16 protein-coding genes and 1 pseudogene are annotated in these 21683 nt (G+C 35.1%); 9 read left to right on the top strand and 8 right to left on the bottom strand.

Going from position 1 to position 21683, the window contains the following annotated elements:
• Positions 1-75 precede the first annotated feature (75 nt).
• From VB796_RS12520 to VB796_RS12530, 3 genes are all read left to right on the top strand, one after another.
• The gene (locus VB796_RS12520; RefSeq protein ID WP_323346886.1) at positions 76-675 is read left to right on the top strand and encodes an N-(5'-phosphoribosyl)anthranilate isomerase; all 600 of its coding nucleotides are present in this window, start codon (positions 76-78) and stop codon (positions 673-675) included.
• 670 nt (positions 676-1345) lie between these two features.
• The gene (locus VB796_RS12525) at positions 1346-3304 is read left to right on the top strand and encodes a thiamine pyrophosphate-binding protein (protein WP_323346887.1); all 1959 of its coding nucleotides are present in this window, start codon (positions 1346-1348) and stop codon (positions 3302-3304) included.
• A gap of 188 nt (positions 3305-3492) precedes the next feature.
• Entirely contained in the window at positions 3493-5103 is a 1611-nt protein-coding gene (locus VB796_RS12530) for a flavin monoamine oxidase family protein (RefSeq protein ID WP_323346888.1), read from the top strand.
• A 240-nt stretch (positions 5104-5343) separates the two neighbouring features.
• Here the strand turns inward: VB796_RS12530 and miaA are convergent, their stop codons facing one another.
• Entirely contained in the window at positions 5344-6249 is a 906-nt protein-coding gene (gene miaA / locus VB796_RS12535) for a tRNA (adenosine(37)-N6)-dimethylallyltransferase MiaA (RefSeq protein WP_323346889.1), read from the bottom strand.
• Positions 6249-7340 carry a complex I subunit 1 family protein gene (locus VB796_RS12540; protein ID WP_323346890.1) on the bottom strand — a complete coding sequence of 364 codons (1092 nt, stop codon included), beginning with the start codon at positions 7338-7340 and terminating at the stop codon, positions 6249-6251. Before VB796_RS12540 ends, miaA begins: the two co-directional genes overlap by 1 nt.
• 472 nt (positions 7341-7812) lie before the next feature.
• On the opposite strand from VB796_RS12540, the pseudogene VB796_RS12545 reads away from it, so the two are divergent.
• Together VB796_RS12545 and VB796_RS12550 are read left to right on the top strand one after the other, a co-directional pair.
• Positions 7813-8040 (top strand): annotated as a pseudogene (locus VB796_RS12545) (hypothetical protein); the annotation flags it as partial.
• Positions 8033-8485 carry a hypothetical protein gene (locus VB796_RS12550; protein WP_323346892.1) on the top strand — a complete coding sequence of 151 codons (453 nt, stop codon included), beginning with the start codon at positions 8033-8035 and terminating at the stop codon, positions 8483-8485. The pseudogene VB796_RS12545 and the gene VB796_RS12550, both read left to right, overlap by 8 nt.
• A gap of 197 nt (positions 8486-8682) precedes the next feature.
• Here VB796_RS12550 and VB796_RS12555 read toward each other — a convergent pair whose 3' ends face one another.
• The 3 genes from VB796_RS12555 to VB796_RS12565 form a co-directional block, all read right to left on the bottom strand.
• Positions 8683-11076, bottom strand: coding sequence for a T9SS type A sorting domain-containing protein (locus VB796_RS12555; protein ID WP_323346893.1), 2394 nt, complete (start codon positions 11074-11076; stop codon positions 8683-8685).
• A gap of 132 nt (positions 11077-11208) precedes the next feature.
• On the bottom strand, positions 11209-12393 hold the full coding sequence (locus tag VB796_RS12560) for a trans-sulfuration enzyme family protein (RefSeq protein WP_323346894.1): 1185 nt from the start codon (positions 12391-12393) through the stop codon (positions 11209-11211).
• 160 nt (positions 12394-12553) lie between these two features.
• Positions 12554-13228 carry an NUDIX hydrolase gene (locus VB796_RS12565; protein ID WP_323346895.1) on the bottom strand — a complete coding sequence of 225 codons (675 nt, stop codon included), beginning with the start codon at positions 13226-13228 and terminating at the stop codon, positions 12554-12556.
• 128 nt (positions 13229-13356) lie between these two features.
• Between VB796_RS12565 and pyrE the strand changes: the two genes are divergently transcribed.
• Complete coding sequence (gene pyrE / locus VB796_RS12570) at positions 13357-13998, top strand: orotate phosphoribosyltransferase (protein ID WP_323346896.1); 642 nt, start codon at positions 13357-13359, stop codon at positions 13996-13998.
• 96 nt (positions 13999-14094) lie between these two features.
• On the opposite strand, the gene dprA is transcribed toward pyrE, so the two are convergent.
• A complete protein-coding gene (dprA, locus tag VB796_RS12575) occupies positions 14095-15210 on the bottom strand; it encodes a DNA-processing protein DprA (protein ID WP_323346897.1) in 1116 nt (371 codons plus the stop codon).
• A gap of 90 nt (positions 15211-15300) precedes the next feature.
• On the bottom strand, positions 15301-15666 hold the full coding sequence (locus VB796_RS12580; protein ID WP_323346898.1) for a MerR family transcriptional regulator: 366 nt from the start codon (positions 15664-15666) through the stop codon (positions 15301-15303).
• Between the two features lie 287 nt (positions 15667-15953).
• On the opposite strand from VB796_RS12580, the gene alaS reads away from it, so the two are divergent.
• The 3 genes from alaS (at position 15954) to VB796_RS12595 (ending at position 20601) form a co-directional block, all read left to right on the top strand.
• Complete coding sequence (gene alaS / locus VB796_RS12585) at positions 15954-18626, top strand: alanine--tRNA ligase (protein ID WP_323346899.1); 2673 nt, start codon at positions 15954-15956, stop codon at positions 18624-18626.
• A gap of 92 nt (positions 18627-18718) precedes the next feature.
• On the top strand, positions 18719-19717 hold the full coding sequence (locus VB796_RS12590) for an aminodeoxychorismate synthase component I (protein WP_323346900.1): 999 nt from the start codon (positions 18719-18721) through the stop codon (positions 19715-19717).
• Between the two features lie 59 nt (positions 19718-19776).
• Positions 19777-20601: a hypothetical protein gene (locus VB796_RS12595; RefSeq protein WP_323346901.1), complete on the top strand. Its 825-nt coding sequence runs from the start codon at positions 19777-19779 to the stop codon at positions 20599-20601.
• A gap of 315 nt (positions 20602-20916) precedes the next feature.
• Here the strand turns inward: VB796_RS12595 and VB796_RS12600 are convergent, their stop codons facing one another.
• Positions 20917-21669, bottom strand: a complete 753-nt coding sequence (locus tag VB796_RS12600) for a LytTR family DNA-binding domain-containing protein (RefSeq protein ID WP_323346902.1) — start codon at positions 21667-21669, stop codon at positions 20917-20919.
• Between the last annotated feature and the right edge of the window lie 14 nt (positions 21670-21683).

The following is a 21683-nucleotide window of genomic DNA, read 5'->3' on the forward strand; positions in this document are numbered from 1 at the left end:
TTCTGTGGGTTTGTGATGATAGTTTTGTTAGAAATATGAACAAATTTTCGATTCTGGAGAATCGATTTACATTTTATGTTAAAAACAACAATAAAAGTTTCCAATATCAATAATCTTTCTGATGCTCGTTATTGTGCAGGAATGGGTGTCGAAATGTTAGGTTTTTCGATGGATGAATTAGACTTCGAGAAATTCAAAGAAATGCGTGGCTGGCTTGCAGGTGTACAAATTGTGGGTGAAACAGATTCACAAGACGTATCTGCGATTATTGAATTAGTAGAAAAATATCAACCAGATTTATTACAAGTGAGTGATTGGCAGAATGTTACTGAAATTCAACGAATTGGCAAGCCGATTATCTTGAAAGTTGATTTTGCAACGGCAAATTTGCCCGCACTTTTTCAAACTACGAAAGGGAATGTTGAATATTTTTTATTAGAAAATTCTGATGATTTTGGCGTGATTGATGATGCTGTTTTGAGTCAAATTGATGCTTGGTCATTCCAATTCCCTATTCTTTTAGGCTTCGGAGTGAAAGAATCTAACGCAAACGATTTACTGGAACAAACCCAATTGTCTGGACTTGCTCTGACGGGTGGACATGAAATCAGACCGGGATTTGGTGATTTCGATGAATTGATGAATATTTTGGAAGTTTTAGAAACAGACGATTAAGCGTTTTTGGCTGGTAAACGTTTGTCTTTACTAACTGTTACTTTAAAGCTGAGATATACTCCCATACCCAGCAAGAGAATTGCGAAGAGGACGAAAATCATGGCGGTTTTATCGTTTGTAAGGATTGTTTTGCATAAGTTTTAATTTTTTAACGTGTAAATATTGAAAAAGTAACAAACTTACTTGGTTTAGAACAAATATTAATCCAAAAATAATTGAAAATCAATTACTTCCAAATAAATGTCTGTTTTATAATCTAAAATTTTATTATTTGGTATCATATTGATAATGAATGTGTTACTAAATAAATAATCTTGATTTATAAAGTCAATTTAAAAATTATTTCTATAAAATTGTTTACCATTTACTCAATAACCTTTCCTCTTTCATTTTTTTACTGAAAATAGAATCCTTCAAAAGATAACTTAGACTCCTTCGAAGTCAAAAATAGATAATCATAATTTTCTTGAATTCATTGAAAAACAGGTATTTCTACCTGTTTTTTTGTTGAATTTGTTCCATAGTTTAGCAGAAAATTTTATAAGTAAGCCGAATAAGTAGTTTTATTGCAAATTTTAATGGACGAGAGAATAAGGTAGTTTGATAAAACTCTCTCTCTGAACGCTAATGATAGCATATAAGTAAACAAACCATATTTAACTGATAACTAATGAAAAAGGCTACTATTGAAAATCCAACTCGCTGGACAAGAGATTATTTATTTGATGCGTTGAAAGATTTAGGAATTCACTACATTTTTGGTGTTCCTGGAACAAACGAAATTCCGATTATTGACGGAACATCTTATCCTGAAAATGAGGTAAAGTATATTGAATGTCTCCACGAAAATATTGCAATTGGTGCTGCGATGGGTTCGGCAAGAATGACGGGCAAACCTGGAATTTTAGTAGTTCACGTTACGCCTGGAATTGCCCACAGCATTGGCAATTTATTTAATGCTTATCGTTCAAACACACCTTTGATTATTCTTTGTTGTCAACAACAAAATGAGTTGGTAACTCAAGAACCCCTTTTAGCTTCAAATTTGGTTGATTTAGCTCGTCAATACACCAAATGGGCTCATGAAGTTCGCACGCCCGAAGAAGTACCTTTAGTATTGCAACGTGCTTTTAAAGAAGCAATGGCTCCGCCAAATGGCCCTGTTTTTATTTCAATTCCTTGGGAGTTTATGATGGTTGCCATTGAAGATGACCAAAAATTGGAAGGAATTACTCGAATTTCTCCGCATTTTACGGGTGATGATACTTCAATCAAACAGGCAGCTGAAATTTTAGCCAATGCCAAAAATCCATTAATTGTGGCAGGTGATGCTGTTGGTTATGCCGATGCGTGGACAGAAATTCAGGAATTAGCTGAATTGATTGGAGCTCCTGTTGTTCAACAAACTTTTAGTAGCGTTGCCAATTTTCCCAATAACGATTATCACTGGCAAGGCGAATTACCTGGAAGTCAGGCAGGAGTTCAGTCGGTTTTTAAAAGACATGATGTTGCTTTTTTAGTTGGTTTTGGGGCTCAGGCTCAATTGGCAGTTTTCAAATATTCAGATGGGCCATTGATTCCTAAAGAGGTGAAACAGGTTTATTTGACAAATAATACATGGGATATTGCTAAGAATTTCTATGGAGAGTCAGCCATTTTGGGAGATGTAAAAGCTACTTTGCCTATTCTGAATAATTATATAAAACCACAACGTCCAGCAGGAGCAATTTCTCGAAACAATAAACTTGAAAAATTAGCTCAAAAACGTGTTCATCAATGGGAATCTTATTTGGAAGAAGCTATGCAACAACCTGATATTTGGGCAGTTGTCATTGCAAAAGCACTGAAAGATGAAATCGAAAAACGTGAATTGGTAGATAATTTTGTGTACGTTCACGAAGCAGTTTCTGATGGAGCACCTTTCCAATATTACCTTCCTTTTAGTACCGAAGGAGCAAAGCCAATCAGTTATTACTGTGTGGCAGGTGGTTCGTTGGGTTGGTCGATGCCCGCATCATTAGGAATAAAATTAGAAGAAAAAACAACACAAGGTATTGGTACTAAATTAGTTATCAATGCTGTGGGCGATGGTTCGTCTTTGTTTTATCCGCAAACTTGGTGGACGGCTGCTCACGAAAAACTTCCTATTTTATACATTATCACCAACAATCACGAATACCACACCCTTCAATTAGGCTTACAACAAGTAGTGGCAGCGTATGGTACGGAGGCAGGTTATGGCTGGAAACCTAAAACGATGGATCCAAGTTATTTGCGTTTGGAACGCCCGAAGATGGATTTTGTAAATCTTGCCAAAGCATTTGGAGGTGAACACGGAGAAGTAGTTCACACGCCAGCAAATGTACATGAAGCAGTGGCGAGAGGAATTGACCACGTTTTGAATAATCAAACCTCGTATATTTTGGATATGAGAATTGCCTCAAACACGCCAACAACGCCTGTAACGACTCCTGATGGAAGTATGATTTCGGTTGATAAACGCTATTTATTACAACCAGAACTGAATGTTTTTCACGCAGATTCGATGGAAAATCATACGCCGATGTTAAAAGCTGGTCGTGGTGCAGCAGATGAAAAACCGAATTTTAATCTTCCTTCTCTTTTCTGATAAGACTTTTGTCTTTGAAATCTCGAATAACAAACATCAAATTAAAACTGTAGTTCTACTATAATTTGTACGGGAACTAACGTCTTGGAGGTTTAAAACCTCCAAGATGTTCATATTCGAATTTCATTTCTGTATAAATCATAGTAGAACCAAAACTATCTAACGGCAGAAAACTGCAAGAAAATTTTATGACAAATGAACACATTGACATCGCTATTGTGGGCGGTGGAGTTTCGGGCGTGTATAGTGCTTGGAAACTCAAAACGAAATATCCCGATAAGAAAATTGTGGTTTTTGAAGGAAGCGACCATATTGGTGGACGTTTGCTTTCGGTAAAACCACCCGAAATCCCCAATATGGTTGCCGAATTGGGTGGAATGCGGATTCTGGAAAATAATCAAAAATTGATTGTCAATTTGATTGATGAGTTAAATAAAAAACTTCCTGACGATAATAAAATTGAGTTGTACGATTTTCCAGTTGACCAACCGCAAAATATTGCGTATTTGAGAGGTGAACATTTGCGTTTATCTGATTTTACAACGAATCCCGATAAAGTACCTTATCATCTATCTTTTTTGGAAAGAGGAAATTCCTCTGGAACAATCGTCGTGAATGCCATTGAGCAAATTGTTCCAGGAATTACTAACCCATTACTAAAAGAAGATGACCGTTTACGCATGACTCGAACGGCTACTTTTGAAGGAATTCCTTTGTATAAATTAGGTTTTTGGAATTTGCTTTATCGTGTAATTAGCGGTGAAGCGTACCAATTTAGCATGGATTCGGGAGGATATAATTCTACTTTAGTCAATTGGAATGCAGCCGATGCCATTCCTTGGTATTTATCCGATTTTGGTATTACGCCATTATACAAAGGTTTCAAAAAAGGTTTTCAACAAGTACCCATTACGTTGGCTAATTTCTTTGAAGATATTGGAGGAGAAATCCGTCTGAATGCTAAATTAGAATCTTTTGATTGGAATGGAAGTAATTTCGATTTAACAATTGACGGAGAATCTTTAACGGCAGGACAGTTGATTTTAGCAATGCCACGTCGTTCGCTTGATTTATTAGCACCGTCTTGTCCAAAATTACAAGAAATACAGCCACTTATCGGTAGTGTTACCCCTCGACCATTGTTTAAAGTTTTCACCACTTATTCAAGTCCTTGGTGGCGAGTGGCGGGTTATACCGACGCAACGGGCAAATATATTCCTTTGCAATCTGGTAGAACGGTGACAGATTTGCCTGTCAGACAAACGTATTATTGGCCAAATAGTGATGGTTCGCCTGCAACAAAAGGAACGTCAATGTTATTGGCAAGTTATGATGATGGTTCAAATATTGGTTTTTGGGATGGTTTACGTCCTCAACGTAAAAAAACTTGGAGTAAAGGTCTTACACATACAGAAATCGAAGACCCATTTGTAGGAGAAGAAAATGTTGAATTAAAAGCAGAAGCAAGTGAAAATGATGGATTGAATCAAAAATGGCATCAATATAAAGCACCACGTAGAATGATTGAGGAAATGACTCGACAATTAAAGCAAATTCATGACCTTGATTATACGCCATGTGTACGCAGTGCCGCTTTCCGTGATTGGGGCGAAGACCCATTCGGAGGAGGTTGGAATAGTTGGAATATTGGTGTGAAAAGTTGGGAAGTAAAGAAAAAAATTGTTCACCCTATTAATGATTGTCCGCTATTCATTTGTGGTGAAGCTTATTCAGATGCTCAAGGTTGGGTAGAAGGAGCTTTGCAAACAGCAGATATTATGCTGAAACATCTTTTGTAATTTGGTAAACGGTTACTGGAAATTGGTAACTGGTCAATTTATATGTAAACATGAGTCATCCTGAATTTTAAAATCATAAAAAAGCGGTCAAAAACTAATTTTGGTCGCTTTTTATGATTGAGGGACATCGAATTCCTACTGTTTGAGCGCAGCGAGGTGGTTCGCCACTCCGATTACGAATTCTTGATTTTTTTATGAATTCCTTAAAACCGCTAATTCAAAAGAAAAATTTGGGATGATTCATATTATTTTTTCAATTAATTCTTCCAACGGATTTTGAGATGATAGCCAATTGATTTCTAAACCATCACGCTCCATTTTTCGGAAATAAGTCATTTGTCGTTTGGCAAATTGATGAATGGCTACATTGAGGCGTTCCACCATAATTTCGTAAGTCATTTCCCCTGTTAAATATTGGGTAATGAATTTATATTCTAAACCGTAAAAAATGAACTTTTCGGGAGAAATTCCGCTTTCAATTAAGGCTTTTACCTCCTCAAGCATACCATTTTCTAAACGCTGATAAAGTCGTTTTGTGATTCTTTCTCGACGAATTTCTGTATCAGGATTTAATCCAAAAATGATTGATTGAGGAATGGCAGGTTTTGGAATTTCAAAGTCAGGATTTTGACTTAAAAACTGACTAATTTCAAAAGCTCTGATGAGTCGTTTCTTGGTGGATAAATCAGGCTTAAATCCATCTCTACGGACAAGATTATTGGCATTACTTAATAATTCTTCGTAGGATTTTGAGATTAACGTTTCTCTAAAACCTTCATTAATCGGTATAGCCGTAAACTCGTAACCTTTCAAAACTGCTTCTAAATACATTCCAGAACCACCACACAAAATGGGCGTTTTTCCTCTTACGATAATATCGTGATAAGCCTTTAAAAAATCTTGCTGAAATTGGTGAATATGATACTGTTCGCCAGCCTCTAAAATATCGATTAAATGATACGGAACGACTTGATTATCAACTGTATATTCGTCTAAATCTTTACCTGTGCCAATATCCATTCCACGATAAACTTGTCGAGAATCGGCACTTATAATTTCTCCATTCAATTGATGGGCGAGTTGAACGGCTAAATGGGTTTTTCCACTGGCAGTTGGTCCAAGAATGACGATGAGTTTGTTGTCCATTACACCATTAATAGTCTCCAAATTGCTGATAAAAATATGCCCAGAATAGCAAAAGGCGTAAGCACTTTCCAAGTTAAGTACATCAATTGGTCAACCCGTAAACGTGGGTATGTCCAACGAATCCACATTTGTACGAAGATGCCCAAATACGCTTTTAGTAATAACCAAAACATTCCCCAAATTACACCAATCCAAGAATCAGGCTCGCCCGAAGTCCAGTTCGCTAATTTTAAGAAACCAATATTTGGTAGGGGAGTGTTCCAACTACCTAAGAATAAAATGGCTCCTAATAGACTGACTAAGAGCATCATGCCGTATTCAGAAAGGAAAACCAATGCCCAACGTATTCCAGAATATTCGGTATGAAAACCACCCACTAATTCAGATTCTGCTTCGGGCAAATCAAATGGAGCTCTGTTACATTCGGCTAATGAAGCGATGAAGAAAATAACGTAAATTGGAAATAAGAAAGGAATTCTGACGATGTTCCAAGAGAGAATTCCGCCTACATTGGTAATGTCAATATTCAAGAATTTTAAACCAAACAAATAGGTTGTTTCTTGGGTATAAACACCTTGTTGAAAACTGATTTCTTGTAGATTTAAGGTCTGAGAAATCATGACTACGCACATGACTGAAAGTGCCAAAGGAATTTCGTAAGACACAATTTGAGCCACTGAACGCATCGCTCCGAAGAGAGAATATTTGTTATTAGAAGCCCAACCTGCCATCAAAACGCCAATTATATCAATTGAAATAATCGACAGTAAATAGAATACACCAATATCCGCTTTTGAGCCTTGCAAAAACTCACTTGGTCCCAAAGGCATCACGGCAAAACCCGCAAAAATGGCAATAAAAATAAGAGCAGGGGCGATGAGAAATAGCCTTTTATTGGCTAAAATTGGTACAATGTCTTCTTTTTGAAGCAATTTCAGTAAGTCGGCAAAGATTTGTAGCAAACCGTACTTCCCAACTTCCATTGGGCCAAGACGGTCTTGCATAAAAGCAGATATTTTTCGTTCGCCGTACACGCCAATAACGATATTGGCGAGAATCAGACCGAGGCATATTAATAAGGCTATGTACATTAATTTTTGTTTTTTTCGACCGAATTCGCTCGGATTACTGTAAATGGGGGTATAAACGCTAATTTTATTGAAGGTATCTACCTTTTAATAAAAAATCAAAAATATTTTATTTTAGTAATTTGATTATTTGTCGGAAATAATGACATTTGGACGTAAATATAAAAGGTTACAAACTATAGTTTTAATAATTCTATCATTTAAACAAATAATCAAACATGATACTAAAAAAAACAGCCCTTCTGTTATTAACATCTGTATTAGTTTTTTCAATCTTGTAATGACGATTCAGATACGCCTCTTCTCGAAAACAAAAGCATTATTAGTATAATATTCAAGAAGCTAAAAACTATTATTACAATCAATTAAAAAACTCAATAAAGAGTAGTGAAGAATCAAATATTCCAATTTGGGACGATGCTAATCAAAGAAAAGTTTTTTCAAGAGAAAGTATTATAACTGTGCTAATTTTACTAAACATACTGCCATAGAAATAATGGACAACCATGAAGCAGTTTATGATGTCAATAACCCCGATGAGGTTAGACTAAGGCAAATGGATTTATTCAATAATAATCTTGGCATTCAATCCTATATTCAAATAAAATCACAGGTTGAGCATGAAATTGTAGGTGCATATAAAGCCCAAATAATAGCTAATGCTATAATTCAAAAAATAAACACAGGACATTGCAATGATTAATAAAAAGATTAAAAAAGAATTATATTCATTAGCGAAAATAATTGGAGGTTTTATCATTGTAGTAATTTTGTTGATTCTACTCTCTGTACTATTTAAGTCTCCAGAAAAGCCATTTGCTGAATTTTATATCACGGATTTTTCTAAGCCAATTACTTTCATTGATTCAAGTTCTGCCGAACATCGTGACGACCATGCAGTGATTCTTCTTAAAATTACAGGCGTATTAGATTCAAATGCAAGTATCACGTATGGGTCTAATAGAAAAAAATTCCAGAAAGTGAAGCCAAGAGAAATGGAAGATGATGGAAGAGCTTATGAATTAACCAAAGGAAAAATTAATATTGATAATAGAAATGATTATTATCAAGGAGATACTATTCGTATTTTATTTACCCCAAAAGGTTGCAAAAAAGGTTGGTTGAGAATTAAAACCAAAATTTACTAAAATATTGGTACTCGCTCACCCCGATTTGCAATCGGGGTGGTCTGGTTCAGCGACTGTGTCGCAAATAACTAAAAGATACTTTTAATTTCAATCAGCCCTTGTAATCTCGCATAATTTCTTGCAGAACTAAACAAATAATGCTCAGGTGTTTCTACAATTAATGCTCTCACAGGTTGGATAGTTTAAGTTAATCTACTTCAAATTTTAACAAATTTTTTCGCCCATATCTCTCCATTCTTTTTTATAATCTTTAATATATAAACACCTTCATTTAAATTATTTGTTTTAATAGTCTTACCTTGTTGGATAACGTCAACTTGATTTCCTTTAAAATCAAAAACTTTAATTTCTCCTTCAATATTTATTTCCAAAGATTCTTGACTTGGATTAGGAAAAATCTTGAGTTCATCAATTTCATTGATAGGATCAATGCCTAATGGATTTATTACATTTATAGTAGCACTTCCAGATGTTACTCCAACTATTCCACAATTATTTACTACGGATGTTATAAAGTAAGTTTGTGTTGTAATAGGAGCAACAATTTTAGTAGTTTGAGATAATGAGGTCGCTTGGATTGTCTTCATATCAGAAGTTTGATAATACCAACCATCGCCTCCCATAAAATTTAGATTAAGTTTTACTTTTTGTCCTGTGTAAATTGATGTTGAACCTGTGATATTAGCTGAGGTAGAAAAATTTCTAACTCTTATTTCTAATGGGTCAGATTCTTCTGATAAGCATTCACCTTGCTTGCCGATTACTGTATATATTCCTGATCCAGTAACTGAGAAAGAACTAAAGAAAGGCTTTTTTTCAAAAATAACCTTATTTCGCTTCCAAATTAGGGAATCATAAATTGATTCATTACTGAATTGACTCCCCGCATCAAACGAAATTAAATTATTCTCACATAAATCAATAGGGTTCGATAGGCTATTTAAGAAATGAGGTTTTGCTAATTGCTTTCCAACCTCCACTTTTGTAGAATCTGAAAACCCACTACATGAACCGTTAGATACAAATGCTTTATAATAACCTGTTTCCTTAGGTCTATAAGTTTGAAATATCGCACCTCTTATTAGTTCATTGTTTTTAAACCACTGATAATTATGAACTGTTTTTGAATATGGATTAGCGGTAAGCTGTCCTACTCTTCCTGCACATAAAGAGGGTTGATAATTTATGATTTTGGTTTTAAGATTCTTACCAACAGAAACCTTAATTGTATCTGATGGTAAAACAACACACCCAGAGGCGGTTCCACCAACATTATATTTACCAGTTTCATTTATATCACTATATGAAATAAAATTCCTTGTTTGTATAATACCATTTTTATAAAGAGTTAAATTTAATCCAGCAGGAATTTTGTCGCTCAATAATTTTGTGATAGAACCTTCACAAATTTCATTAGAATAATTGTCAGGAATATTCAAATTTAATTTAAGTGTGTCTTTTCTCGAAATGCCTATACCGTTTGATATGACAGTACAATCACCTTGTGTTAAAGATAGTGTATATAATCCTTCGGAATTAACAGATAGGGAACTTTTATTTGCATCAGGAATATCAATACCGTTTTTTTTCCATTGATAATTGTATTGATTTAGTGGGTTTTGTTGAGTTTCAGAAATATAAAAATTCAAATATGTACCTGTCCCACAAAGATAATTATTCATTCCAATACCTGTTTGAATCGAATTTTTGATTGATTTATCAAAAAACACGTCTTTAGCAAAATTATTTTGCGAATCTTCTAAAATGGGGCACTTATCTATGAATTCAATTGTGTATTTACCCGTTTGTGTAGCCACTAATGTGTCTCTAATCATTCTGGGTAACTCTTTGCCATTTCTAAACCATTGGGAACGAACACTATCACTATAATAATCACTCTCAAATACAATAGCACCTCCTGCGCACTGGTACTCCTCTCCTCTTCTAAATAATGTGTTATATCCTACATTGCCTACAGTTAATCCGATGCTTTTTTTTGCGGCTTTACATCCTGCTTTTTGTATAGAAGCAACATAATTACCAGTAGTAGTCATTTTTAGAGAGGCACTTGTTGTTTGAATTATTCCATCTTTTTCCCATTTATAAGAAAAATCTTTTTGATTTCCAATTCCTGTTATGGTCGCTGTTAAGGCAGACCCATTACACAAAGTAGGGAATTCTTTAACCTCTCTTCCAATTAAATTTTCAACTAAAATGAATAACTCCTTTCTATCTGTAGATAACTCCGTACTTTGATTACTTATTACGGAAGGGCTTTGGGATACTATCCTAATTTTATAACTATTACTTGCTGTAAGTCCATAATATGATGGAAAAGATACCACTATAGGACTAAGTGTACCACTCCCAATCTCAAAAATTTGAGAATTAAAATTACCAGATGGATTTGATAGGTAAACTTTATAAACTGTTCCAGCGGGTAGTGTACTTGTAAATGGGACATTAATCGTTCCGCCTGGACAAAAAGATGTAATTCCTAAACTGTCAAGTATTATTGTTTGAGCAAAACCAGTGATAGAGTAGAAAGATAAAATGATAAATAGAATAATCGCTGAGTAACTCTTTTTCATGACTTGCGTTATGTACAATAAATTTAATCTTGATTCAGACAAATTATTTTTTAAATACCACTTTTAGAATAAATTTCACTGCTCCCCCCGATTTGCAATCGGGGGGAATTGGTTCAGCGACTGTGTCACAACTTACCCCACTAAAGAAGCCACCATCGCCTTCTCCAAAGCTTGTTCAAAATCTGCAATTAAATCTTCTACGGCTTCTAAACCAACGGCAATTCTTACTAAACCGTCCGTAATGCCTACTTCTGCTTTTTGGTCGGCAGAAAGTTTTGAGTGCGTTGTTGAGGCTGGGTGTGTAATAATTGTTCTGGTATCTCCTAAGTTGGGAGAAACAGAAGCAATTGTTAAATGTTTTGACATTTCGTTCACTACCTCAAAACCACCTTTTACGTCAATTGTTAGAATAGCACCACCCATTTTCATTTGCTTTTTCGCTAATTCATACTGTGGGTGCGAAGTCAAGAATGGATATTTTACTTCGTTTAACGCTGGATTTTTTTCTAAGGCTGCGGCTAATTTAGCTGCATTGTCAGAGTGTTTTTCCATACGTAAGTGCAAAGTTTCCAAGCTTTTCGATAAAACCCAAGCATTGAAAGGTGACATTGATGGCCCTGTATGACGAGCAAAGAAACGGATTTCTTTAATCAAATCTTCACGACCACAAATAACACCACCAAGCACACGACCTTGTCCGTCGATATATTTTGTGGCTGAGTGAATTATCAAATCTGCACCCCAATCGGCAGGCGTTTGGATAATTGGTGTTGCAAAGCAGTTATCAATCGCTAAAATTAAATTATGCTTGGCTTTCAACTGACAAATAGCTTCAATATCAATCAGTTCTAAACCTGGATTTGAAGGACTTTCGCAGAATAAAAATTTTGTATTTTCTTGAATGGCCGCTTCCCATTGTGCCAAATCAATGCCATCAACGAAAGTGCAAGTAATTCCCCATTTTGGAAGAATTTTTGTCAAAATTTGAATACAAGAACCAAAAAGTGCTTTTGAAGCCACCACATGGTCGCCTGATTGAAGCAAACCACCCATCGCTGCAAAATTGGCAGCCATTCCCGTAGCAAAGGCAATTCCGTCTTCGGTATTTTCAAGCATACACATTTTATCCACGAATTCGTCCACATTTGGATTCATGTAGCGTGAATAAATATTTCCTGGTTGTTCTTCCGCAAAAATGGCACGCCCTTGTTCGGCATCTTCAAAAGTGAAACTTGAGGTAAGATATAAAGGAACAGAATGTTCACGATTTTGAGAACGTTCCGCTTGGATTCTGATAGCTTTTGTTTGTTTTTTCATCTGATTAAATGTATTTAATTCAAAGGTATCAGCTCAAAACGGTGTGCGTTTCACACTAAAATTCCTTGAATGTTAATATTTCTGTAAAGTTACGGCAAAACTTAAAATGACTTGATTATTTATTACGGATAATTCGTATTCGCCATAATTTTCAAGTGCTTTATCTGTCGTAATACTTTTTAATAACATATCTGATAGAAGAATATGAATTTATTAAAGCTGATTTTACTTGACTTTTATTCATCCATTCTAATTTCTCAATATCTTCTTCCACTTGTGGTTTCATTTTAGAATCATTCAATAATTCCATAGCATACCACTTAGTTTGTTTTAAAATATCTTCATTTTTGTAAGTATAAGTGTGAAAAGTAGTACAAACTTTTTCTCCCAATTTTGCTTTTACACCACATTCTTCTTCTACTTCTCTGATGGCTGCTACTTTTGAATTTTCACCTTTATCAAGTTTTCCTTTGGGTAAATCCCATTTTTTTAAGCGATACATCATCAAAATTTGCCCAAAATTATTCATCACTATTCCACCCGCTGCTTTCAATACTTTATACTGAGATTTAATAAGTTGCTCAGTTGCTTCTTTATTTTCTGAAATTAGAATAATTGATTGTAAATGAGGTAGTTGCTCAGTTTTTATGATGGAGAAAAGGCGATTGATTGTAGGAGGGAGTACATTGATTATCATGACATGACCTTCCAAATTTTGAGGTTTGATAGACTCTAATTGAGCATCAATCAAATGGTCAAACTCGGTTGTAGATAAGGTTTGAGCCTTCTTCTGTCCGATGATTTTGATAATAAATTCGTTGATAAAAATTATCATTTGGTATGGTTGTTCTCTGTTTGGTTTGTTAGTTACGAGTTTACTAACTAATAACAAAATTAAACTTTTGTAGTGAAACATTACTGAGAGTTTCTAATTTTGTATGATAGAAATTAACAAAACCACCAATGACACAACGTACTCTCGCTGAAAATGTCGCTTCAATGTTACTTGAAGTTAAAGCTGTAAGATTGAATCCAGACCAACCTTTTAAATGGGCATCAGGCTGGAATTCACCTATTTACTGTGATAATCGTATCACGCTGTCGTATCCAAAAGTGCGTACTGCTATTAAAAATGGACTTGCCTCTGCTGTACAAGCGTATTTTGGAGATGTTGATATTATTGCAGGGGTTGCTACTGCTGGTATTGCACAAGGAGCTTTAGTTGCTGACTGGTTGGAATTACCTTTCTGCTATGTTCGTCCTGAACCTAAAAAACACGGAATGGGCAATCAAATTGAAGGAGCAACTATCAAGGCAGGGCAAAAAGTTGTTTTAATTGAAGACTTGGTTTCTACGGGTGGAAGTTCATTAAAAGCCGTTGATGCCTTGCGTGAAGCAGGAGCAAATGTATTAGGCATGGTAGCCATTTTTACGTATGGTTTTGAAATTGCCAGAAAGAATTTTGCTGAAAAAGATTTGAGTTTTTATACATTAAGTGACTACGAAACTCTTATTGGTGAAGCTGTTGAGAAAAAATATGTTACTGAAAGTCAAATAATTACACTTCAAGAATGGAGACAAAATCCTGCGGAGTGGGGAGCTTAATTTAGATTTTAGAGGATAGAGTTTAGATAATTAGGAGAAGAAAAATTCTATCCTCTATCCTCTATCCTCTATCCTCTATCCTCTATCCTCTATCCTCTAATAACTGACCTTATATTTCTTTCCCACCAAAGATTTTACAAATCCTTGAAATTCAAGATTTAATAACAACGAAGATATTTTAGCCATTGAAATTTGAGACTGCCAAGCTAAATCATCAATGTGCATTTCTTGATTTTTATGCAACAATGCCATTACCTGACTTTCTTCTTCGGTAAAACTTGAAAAATCAATTTCGGATTCTTTGTTTTTACCTTTTTCGTGTCCTGCCAAATCCCAGTTAAGGGCTTCTACAATGTCTTTTATACTCGTAAAAATCTGAGCTTTATTCTCTTTTATCAATTTATTACAACCTTCTGAAAATGACTTTCCAATCTGCCCTGGAACAGCAAAAACGTCTCTATGATAATTATTTGCATATTCTGCTGTAATTAATGCACCGCCTTTTACGGCTGCTTCTACCACAATTGTTACGTCCGACATTCCTGCAATGATTCTATTTCTTTGCGGAAAAAAACGTTGGTCGGGTTGCGTACCGAAAGTTTGTTCTGTCAATAATCCTCCAATTTCCTGCATTTGAATCGACGTATTTTTGTGTTGATACGGATAAATCAAATCAATGCCACTCGCCATTACACCAATTGTCGGAACATTATTTTTTAGACAAGATTTATGAGCAATGATGTCAATGCCATAAGCTAATCCGCTGACAATTAGTGGATTGAATGTGCTTAGTTCTGAAATAATTTGCTCCGTAACATTTTTGCCATATTCAGTAGATTGGCGAGTACCAACAATTGCAACCGTTTTGGTATTATTCAAATCAGCTTTGCCTTTGTAATAAAGCAAAACGGGAGAGTCATACAAAGTTTTGAGTCGGGTTGGGTATGTTTTATCGGTATAAAAAAGTAGTTCAACGCTTTGTTTATCAGCTTCTTGAATGATTTTCCAAGCGTTTTCTACGACCGATTTATCTTGCAAATTATGAGCAAGTGTTTTGCCAATATTCGGAATTTTAAGAAGTTTAGTAACAGGTGTTTTAAAAACCTGTTCAGCTGAACCACAATAACTAATAAGCTGACGGACAAGTACATCGCCAATTTTGGGAATGAGCGTAAGGGCAATTTGGTAGAGTTTGTCTTGTGTAGTTGACATTGAATTGTAGGGTGAAATTATTAAAAGCAGATTTTATTTTCTGAGAATGACGGATGATTTTAGGGTAGATTTATGCGTTTCGAGGAAGTTTTAATCTATTTCATCCTCTTCATTTAATTCTCCATTTTCGCTTTTTTCTAATGAATCTCTTAGAAAAGTCATGAAGGATTTTACTTCAATTAATTTATCAATAACGGCTTGATTTGTATTCTTTTTCTTCTTTTTTCCTTCCAATGCTTTTTTTGCACCTTCAATGGTATATCCTTGACCGTCAACTAATTCTACAATTTCTTTGAGGTGTTTTATATCATCTTGGGTATATTTTCTATCGCCCGCACGGTCACGTTTGGGTTGAAGCGTCGGGAATTGTTCCTCCCAAAAACGAAGCTTTGAGATATTCATTTCAAACATCTGTGCAACCTCAGAAATTGAATAATAACGTTTGGTAAGTTCCATAAATTAAAAACACGGTTAGGATTGTGTTTTGAAAACAAAGCTGATTAATTTCAGAAATCTGTATTTAGTTTTCGTAAACCTGTCAGGTATCAAAGACAATTTTATGTAAATTTGCAGACTTTTTAATTAAAATTTGAATATTTTTCAAGTTAAGACACAAATTATTCTTTCTGAAATATTCATTGGTTATTAGTTATCTGTTAATAGTTATGAGTTAATAGATTTATGCAAGAGGCTTTAATCCTGTCTTCAACTAATAACCAATAACTAATAACCAGTAACAAAACATGACTTCCAGACAAATACGTCAGCAATTTTTAGATTTTTTCGCTTCAAAAGGTCACTTAATCGTACCTTCTGCACCGCTTGTAGCAAAAAATGACCCGACTTTAATGTTCAACAATTCGGGTATGGCTCAATTCAAAGATTTTTTCTTGGGTAATGGCACGCCTCCATCAAAAAGAATTGCCGATACTCAAAAATGTTTGAGAGTGTCTGGAAAGCACAACGATTTAGAGGACGTAGGATTTGATACTTATCACCACACCATGTTTGAAATGTTGGGAAACTGGTCGTTTGGTGATTATTTCAAAAAAGAGGCTTTGCAATGGTCTTGGGAGCTTTTAACGGAAGTTTACAAATTACCAAAAGATAGAATTTACGTTTCAGTTTTTGAAGGAAATGAAAAAGATGGCGTTCCTTTCGACCAAGAAGCATGGGATATTTGGTCGGCAATGGTTGGTGAAGACCGTATTATTCTCGGAAATAAAAAAGATAATTTCTGGGAAATGGGCGACACTGGTCCATGTGGTCCTTGTTCAGAAATTCACATAGATTTAAGAAATGCTGACGAAGTTGCGGCAGTTTCGGGTAAAACGTTAGTGAATGCCGACCACCCGCAAGTGGTTGAAATTTGGAATAACGTATTTATGCAGTTTGAGCGTATGGCAGATGGTTCACTCGTGCCACTTCCTTCAAAACACGTAGATACAGGAATGGGCTTTGAGCGTCTGTGTATGGCAATTCAAGGCAAACAGTCGAATTATGATACGGACGTTTTCTCAAATACTATCAAATTTATTGGCGATAAAGCGGGTAAAACTTACGGTCGTAGCGACGAACCGTTCGATAAATGGGCTGACATTGCCTTAAGAGTAATTTCTGACCACATTCGTGCGATTGCTTTTGCCATTGCCGATGGACAATTACCTTCAAACAACAAAGCTGGTTACGTTATCAGACGTATTTTGCGTCGTGCGGTTCGTTATGGATATACTTATTTAGGATTCCGTGAACCGTTTATGAATACCATAATTCCATTATTGGCAGACCAATTTGATGGCGTTTTCCCAGAATTAAAAGCTCAACAAGACTTCATCCAACGAGTAATTTTGGAAGAAGAAAATTCATTTTTGAGAACTTTGGAAACGGGTCTGAAACGTTTAGATGATATTATTAAGATTACCCCTAAAAACGGTTCAATTGACGGAAATGTAGTTTTTGAATTATCAGATACTTTCGGTTTTCCTTCAGATTTAACGGCTTTAATTGCTCGTGAAAATGGTCTGTCAATTGACGAAGAAGGTTTTAAAACTGCTTTACAGGCTCAAAAAGACCGTTCTCGTAAAGATTCATCAAAAGAAGCAACGGATTGGGTAATTGTTTCGGATGAAGATTTTGATTTTGAATTTGTAGGTTATGACGAATTTGAAACGGAAGCAAAAATTATCAAATACCGTAAAGTGAAAACTAAGACTGGTGAAGAATATCACATCGTTTTAGACAAAACACCTTTCTATGCGGAAATGGGTGGTCAAGTGGGAGACAGTGGGCAGTTATCAGTTATCAATGAACAAGGAACCGTAAACATTAAGATATCTGATACGAAAAAAGAAAACGATTTATTTATTCATATTTCTACGGATAAAAACTTTGAGTCTTTCATTCAACTAATAACTAATAACCAATCTCCAGTAACCGCTCAGATTGACACTTCACGCAGACACAGAATTACACAAAATCACACGGCTACGCACTTAATGTTGTCGGCGATGCGTCAGGTTTTGGGTTCTCATGTTTCACAAAAAGGGTCTTACCAAAACGAAGATATTACTCGTTTCGACTTTGCTCATTTCTCGAAAGTAACAGACGAAGAATTGGCTCAAATTGAAACGATTGTCAATGAGAAAATTCGTGAAAATATCAAATTAGACGAAAAACGTAACGTACCAATTCAAGAAGCAGTTAATGCAGGAGCAACGGCTACATTTGGTGAAAAATATGGCGATTTTGTAAGAGTTATTACATTCGACCCTAACTTTTCAGTAGAACTTTGTGGAGGTACGCACGTGCCTGCAACGGGGGAAATTGGAATGTTCAAATTTGCGGCTGAAAGTTCAGTTTCTGCGGGTGTACGTCGTGTGGAGGCATATACGGGCGAAAAAGCATTGTCAGTTATCAATGAGCAGTTAGCCGTTATCAACGAAATTAAAGAGCTTTTCAAAGGACAATCTGACCTTGTAAAAGCCGTGAAAACTTTGCAAGAAGAACGCAACGCTTTAGCGAAAAAGATTGAAGTTTTAGAAAACGAAAAACTCCAAGAGACGAAAGAAAGATTGTTTGCCAAGATTATATCGGTAGGAGATATTAACATGATTGCGGAAGTAGTAGAAGTACCTTCTGCGGATGCTTTGAAGCAATTAGCTTACGAATTAAAAGCGAAAATTGGCGATTTGTACTGCGTTTTAGGGGCTGAAATTGGTGGAAAACCACAATTAGCCGTTATGATTGCTGACAATTTAGTAGAAAGCAAAAAACTTAACGCTGGACAAATTATCCGTGAAATGGCGAAAGAAGTGAAAGGCGGTGGTGGTGGACAAGCCTTCTTTGCAACTGCGGGTGGTTCAGATGTTTCTGGATTAGCAAAAGCGGTTGAAAAGGGGAAGAGTTTTGTGGCGTAGTCATTTAGTGATTATTAAAGTAAATAATCAATCAGTTTCAAGAATCCCTAAAAACGAAACTTTTTAGGGATTTTTGGTTGTTGAAATTTTAGATGTTCAAAAATCTTCCTTCCTCTGCAATTACGTTTGCCATCCAAAAAATGAATGATTTGGGTAGCAAACGTATTCCGTTTCTTTTCGTGATTGATTACGAAATGAAAGAACCAATTGTATTGACTTTGGAGGAAGTTGAGCAGGAAAATATTTTCTATAAAATTAATGAGAGAACAAATTTTTCCTTCTGTGAAAAGCCTTACGAAAAACCACTTTATTTAGAAAAATATCCCATCAGTTTTCAAGAATACCAACAATCTTTTGACGTTGTAAAAAATGCAATGTTGCGTGGTGATAGCTTTTTAACGAATTTAACAAAACCGACACCTATCAAAATAAATTTGTCTTTGCAGGAAATTTTCCAGAGAAGTCGAGCGAAATATCAGCTTTATTTTAAGGATAAATTTGTCCTCTTTTCTCCCGAAATATTTGTCAAAATTGAGAATGGAATTATTTCGTCGCACCCGATGAAAGGGACAATTTCGGCAGATATTCCTGATGCGGAAAGCGTAATTTTAAACGATAAAAAAGAATTTGCGGAACATACAACTATTGTCGATTTAATCCGAAATGATATTAGTATGGTGGCTGAAAAGGTTTGGGTTGAAAAATTTAGATACATCAGCCGAATCCATAGGCACGAAGGAGATTTGTTACAAGTTAGTTCTGAAATTTGCGGAAAATTACCCGAAAATTATCACGAACAAATTGGAACACTCTTGTTTAAACTATTACCCGCAGGTTCAATTTGTGGAGCTCCCAAACCGCAAACTTTGGCAATTATTAAAGAAGCCGAAAATTACGATAGAGGTTTTTATACAGGTGTTTTTGGGATTTTTGATGGTGAAAATTTAGATAGTTCAGTTATGATTCGCTTTATTGAAAAACAAGAAAATGGCAGATTGATTTTTAAAAGTGGAGGAGGAATAACGGTATATTCAGAGGCGAAGTCTGAATATCAAGAAATGATAGATAAAGTTTATTTGCCTATTATGTAACACGATTCTCCTGAATCGTATTACTAATTGTACGATTCTGGAGAATCGTTGTACATTTTATGTGGAAAAAAGAAATACATAAATTCTTAGAAATCAATCAGATAGCGTTTGAAGTTAATCAAACATTATCTGTTTTTGAAATATTATATTTACCTGATTTTCAACTGTATTTGCATCTAATTGACCTTAATGAATTCTCTTCAAATTCTATCTCAATTACTTATTTTCAAGACCTTTCTGAAAAAGTAAATATTCAAAACCAACGAATCATTCATCTGTGGGAAGACGTTTGGGCTGACAAAAAAGACTTAGTCCAATCTCGAATTTTAGCTATGATTGGTAAATTCTCACGCCTTAATGCCAGACATTGTTTTATTGAAAGAATTGATAAACCAACGGCTGATAAATTCTTGAATGAGAATCATCTCCAAGCTTCTGTTAAAGCAAAATTCAAGTATGGTTTGTTTCTAAAAACTCAATATGTAAAAAAGTTTTTAGATAAACAAAGTGTAGAAAATGAGTTAATTGCCGTAGCAACATTTAGCGGTGGACGAACATTGAAAGAAGGAGAACGTAAAGACTTTCGGTCGTATGAATTAATCCGTTTTGCTTCTTTAAAAGGTTTTGTGGTTGTGGGAGGTATGGATAAATTATTGAAGGCATTTATTGCAGAACATTCACCTGATGATATAATGTCGTATGCTGACCGTGATTGGTCGGATGGGAGAAGTTATTTGAAATTAGGATTTTTGAAGATAGGCTTATTAAATCCACAGTGTTTTGTAGTTGATGAAAATACTAACCAACGCTTATTAACTCATGAAGTTAATGTTGAAATTGTGAATGCAGGAAGTATAAAATATGTAAAGATTTTAAAGATTTAGGCATAAAAAAATCTTCGACTATATCAGAGGAAGATTTTATGAGTTTTCTTAAATAGTATGGTTAGACCATTAATTTGCAATCGGGAGTGGTGTAGATAATAATTGATTTGTAGAATAATACAATAATAGGAGTAGAGTAAGGGAGATTAAATTTTGACCAAACCATAAAATTTAATACTCCTTTATTAATAATTAGTAGAACTATGTTAATTTCTTCTCAAATGTAAGACGGTATCTTGAGTATAAAAAAAGACAACCCATATCTGGCATGATATGGGTTGTAGCTGGTACTTTTTAACCTTTATACGGTAATTGTCAATTGTTTGTTTTAAGCCATTCTAAGAAATCACTTTTTCTACGACGAGCAATTGGCAACTTGGTATCGCTACTCATTACAACTATTCCACCATCTTCATTAAGCACTTTTTGGACATGAAAATGAGCAATAAGATGTGAATCATGGATTCGGTAAAAATCATAATCCTCTAATAACTCTTGGTAGGTTTTTAAGTCTCTCGAAGACATCAATGGTTTTCCTTCTTGCAGGTGTATAATTGTATAGCCATTGGCGGCTTCACAATGTATAATTTCCTGAATTTCAATCATTTCCAGACCTTGTTGAGTGGGTACTGCCAATTTATTTTTTCTACTTCTTGGGTTTTGTAAAGTAGAAAGAAGGTTCTTTAAATCGCCTATTCCACGTTGATTTACCATTTGCTGTTTAGCTTTTTCGACTGTCTCTTTCAACTCATCGGCATTGATAGGCTTTAACAAATAATCTAAAGCAGAAAACTTGATGGCATTGAGGGCATACTGGTCAAAACCCGTAACGAAAACCACTTTAAAGGTAGGTTTATTGAAACGGGTTAGTAAGTCAAATCCAGTGCCGTTGGGCATTTCTATGTCTAAAAATATCAAATCTGGATTCAGTTTTGTAATCATTTCAAAGCCTTCGTTGGCTGATGATGCTACACCAAGTATTTGAATTTCAGGGCAATTTAAAGATAGCATTTTAGATAATGATTCACGTGCGTGAGCTTCATCATCAATGATTACGGTTGAAAACATCGCAGGAAATAAGT

It is taken from the genome of Arcicella sp. LKC2W (assembly GCF_034931005.1).
GTDB lineage: Bacteria > Bacteroidota > Bacteroidia > Cytophagales > Spirosomataceae > Arcicella.

What these genes read in the sequence shown, in the direction of transcription:
- VB796_RS12520 (WP_323346886.1), top strand. Translation starts at nt 76, where the DNA reads ATGTTAAAAACAACAATAAAAGTTTCCAATATCAATAATCTTTCTGAT.
- VB796_RS12525 (WP_323346887.1), top strand. Translation starts at nt 1,346, where the DNA reads ATGAAAAAGGCTACTATTGAAAATCCAACTCGCTGGACAAGAGATTAT.
- VB796_RS12530 (WP_323346888.1), top strand. Translation starts at nt 3,493, where the DNA reads ATGACAAATGAACACATTGACATCGCTATTGTGGGCGGTGGAGTTTCG.
- miaA (WP_323346889.1), bottom strand. Translation starts at nt 6,249, where the DNA reads ATGGACAACAAACTCATCGTCATTCTTGGACCAACTGCCAGTGGAAAA.
- VB796_RS12540 (WP_323346890.1), bottom strand. Translation starts at nt 7,340, where the DNA reads ATGTACATAGCCTTATTAATATGCCTCGGTCTGATTCTCGCCAATATC.
- VB796_RS12550 (WP_323346892.1), top strand. Translation starts at nt 8,033, where the DNA reads ATGATTAATAAAAAGATTAAAAAAGAATTATATTCATTAGCGAAAATA.
- VB796_RS12555 (WP_323346893.1), bottom strand. Translation starts at nt 11,076, where the DNA reads ATGAAAAAGAGTTACTCAGCGATTATTCTATTTATCATTTTATCTTTC.
- VB796_RS12560 (WP_323346894.1), bottom strand. Translation starts at nt 12,393, where the DNA reads ATGAAAAAACAAACAAAAGCTATCAGAATCCAAGCGGAACGTTCTCAA.
- VB796_RS12565 (WP_323346895.1), bottom strand. Translation starts at nt 13,228, where the DNA reads ATGATAATTTTTATCAACGAATTTATTATCAAAATCATCGGACAGAAG.
- pyrE (WP_323346896.1), top strand. Translation starts at nt 13,357, where the DNA reads ATGACACAACGTACTCTCGCTGAAAATGTCGCTTCAATGTTACTTGAA.
- dprA (WP_323346897.1), bottom strand. Translation starts at nt 15,210, where the DNA reads ATGTCAACTACACAAGACAAACTCTACCAAATTGCCCTTACGCTCATT.
- VB796_RS12580 (WP_323346898.1), bottom strand. Translation starts at nt 15,666, where the DNA reads ATGGAACTTACCAAACGTTATTATTCAATTTCTGAGGTTGCACAGATG.
- alaS (WP_323346899.1), top strand. Translation starts at nt 15,954, where the DNA reads ATGACTTCCAGACAAATACGTCAGCAATTTTTAGATTTTTTCGCTTCA.
- VB796_RS12590 (WP_323346900.1), top strand. Translation starts at nt 18,719, where the DNA reads ATGTTCAAAAATCTTCCTTCCTCTGCAATTACGTTTGCCATCCAAAAA.
- VB796_RS12595 (WP_323346901.1), top strand. Translation starts at nt 19,777, where the DNA reads ATGTGGAAAAAAGAAATACATAAATTCTTAGAAATCAATCAGATAGCG.
- VB796_RS12600 (WP_323346902.1), bottom strand. Translation starts at nt 21,669, where the DNA reads ATGTTTTCAACCGTAATCATTGATGATGAAGCTCACGCACGTGAATCA.